At 71.8% G+C, this 1,838-nt stretch carries 1 protein-coding gene and 1 pseudogene; both read left to right on the top strand.

What is annotated here, in order from left to right:
• Positions 1–297 (top strand): annotated as a pseudogene (locus HNR76_RS15245) (methyl-accepting chemotaxis protein); the annotation flags it as partial.
• A gap of 277 nt (positions 298–574) precedes the next feature.
• Positions 575–1,838, top strand: a 1,264-nt coding sequence (locus HNR76_RS15240) for a cache domain-containing protein (protein ID WP_246429190.1), incomplete at its 3' end; no start/stop codon positions are given.

The following is a 1,838-nucleotide window of genomic DNA, read 5'->3' as shown; positions in this document are numbered from 1 at the left end:
GAGCAGGTCAACCAGACCATCGTGCAGATGGACGAGACCACCCAGCAGAACGCCGCCCTGGTCGAGGAAGCCTCCGCCGCCGCACGCGCCATGGAAGAACAGGCCGCCGCACTCTCACAGGAAATCGCCGTGTTCCGCATCGACGCGCAGGCGCCGGCCGCCGCCGCGCCGGCCGCCAGCGCACCGCCGGCCGTGCCGCTCCCGGCGCGCAAGGCGCCGGTGCGTACCGCCACGCCACCGCGCATGGTCGACAACACCGCCACCATCATCAACGAGGCCGACTGGGCCGAGTTCTAGCCCGCACGCCCGCTTCCTCGCGGCATCGCCCGATGGCCCGGCAATCGCCGGGCCATCGGCTTTCCGGCCGCCCCGAAAGCCCGGCAGCCGGCCACGCACGCAGGCGTGCCGCCGCACCGCCGCTTCCGACGACCGCGAGGCGCCTGGCGGCCCCGCGCTGGCCTTGCCGGTGCCGACGATGGCGAGTGCGCCCGACCCCGGGCCGCGAAAGATTCCATGGCGGCGGCCGATATCCACCATGCCCCCAACCGTCCCGCCCTGCCCCGGACAAAAGCCCATGAACCCGACACGCGCGATCCACCGGCTGCTCTCGCGGATGCCGATGAAGCGCAAGTTCCTGATGCAGAGCGCCTTCGTGGCGTTGGGCATCATCGCCCTGGCGATCGCCGCCGCGCGGCTGCAGTACGTGGACCTCAACCAGACCCGCAAGGCCGGGCTCCGCTCGCAGATGGAGATGGCCATGAGCGTGGTGGAGGGCTTCGCCCGCCGGGCCGAGTCCGGCGAGCTGGACCAGGCCGCCGCCCAGGCCGCCGCCCTGGACGCGCTGGCCTCGATGCAGGCCTCCGGCGGCGTGGACTACTTCTTCGTCACCGACCAGGAACCGAGGATGCTGATGCATCCCTCGCGCCCGGACCTGATCGGCAAGCCCATCGCCGACGTGCTCAGCCCGGACGGCAAGCGCATCTTCCCGGAGTTCGTCCGCGTGGCCGGCGAAGGCGGCGGCTTCGTCGACTACACCTGGGCCAAGGCCGGCAAGGACTCCCCGCAGCCCAAGATCACCTACGCCGCCCTGTACGCGCCTTGGGACTGGGTGATCGGCACCGGCGTGTACGTGGACGACACCCGGCTGCAGGCGCTGAAGTTCACCGGCATCATGACCCTGGCCGGCGGCCTGCTGGTGCTGCTGAACATGGCCATCGGCTGGGCCATCGGCGGCGCGGTGCTGGATTCGGTCGGGCGCGCGCTGAAGGCGGTGCTGGGCGTCTCCCGCGGCGACCTGGAGGTGCGCACCGGCGAGCACGGCGCCGACGAGGTCGGGCAGATGCTCAAGGCCACCGACGAGATGGTGCAGATGCTCAAGCGCTTCTCGCAGGAGACGCGCCTGATGATCGCCCAGCACGCCGGCCAGGACATCTCCCACCGCATGCCCGAGGACTTCCCCGGGGTCTACGGGGAACTGGCCGTCGGCATCAACACCATGATGTTCGAGCACCTGGACGCGATCACCGACGCGATCGACGTGCTGCGCTGCTACGCCGACGGCGACCTGTCGCGCGACGCGCGGCGGCTGCCGGGCACGCGCGCGACCCTGCACGAGTCGATGGACGCGGCCAAGGCCAGCCTGCTGGCCATCAACGCCGAGATCCGGCGCCTGGCGACCGCGGCCGCGGCCGGCGACCTCGCCGCGCGCGGCGACGAGACCGCGTTCCGGCACGACTTCCGGGCCATGGTCCAGGGCCTGAACGCGATGATGGCCACCAGCGACCGCAACCTGTCGCAGTTGTCCGCCCTGCTGGGCGCCATCGCCACCGGCGACCTGA

Source organism: Pseudoxanthomonas broegbernensis, from assembly GCF_014202435.1.
GTDB lineage: Bacteria > Pseudomonadota > Gammaproteobacteria > Xanthomonadales > Xanthomonadaceae > Pseudoxanthomonas > Pseudoxanthomonas broegbernensis.
Note: the sequence above shows the minus strand (reverse complement) of the source record. Positions and strands in the feature narration are given on the sequence as shown.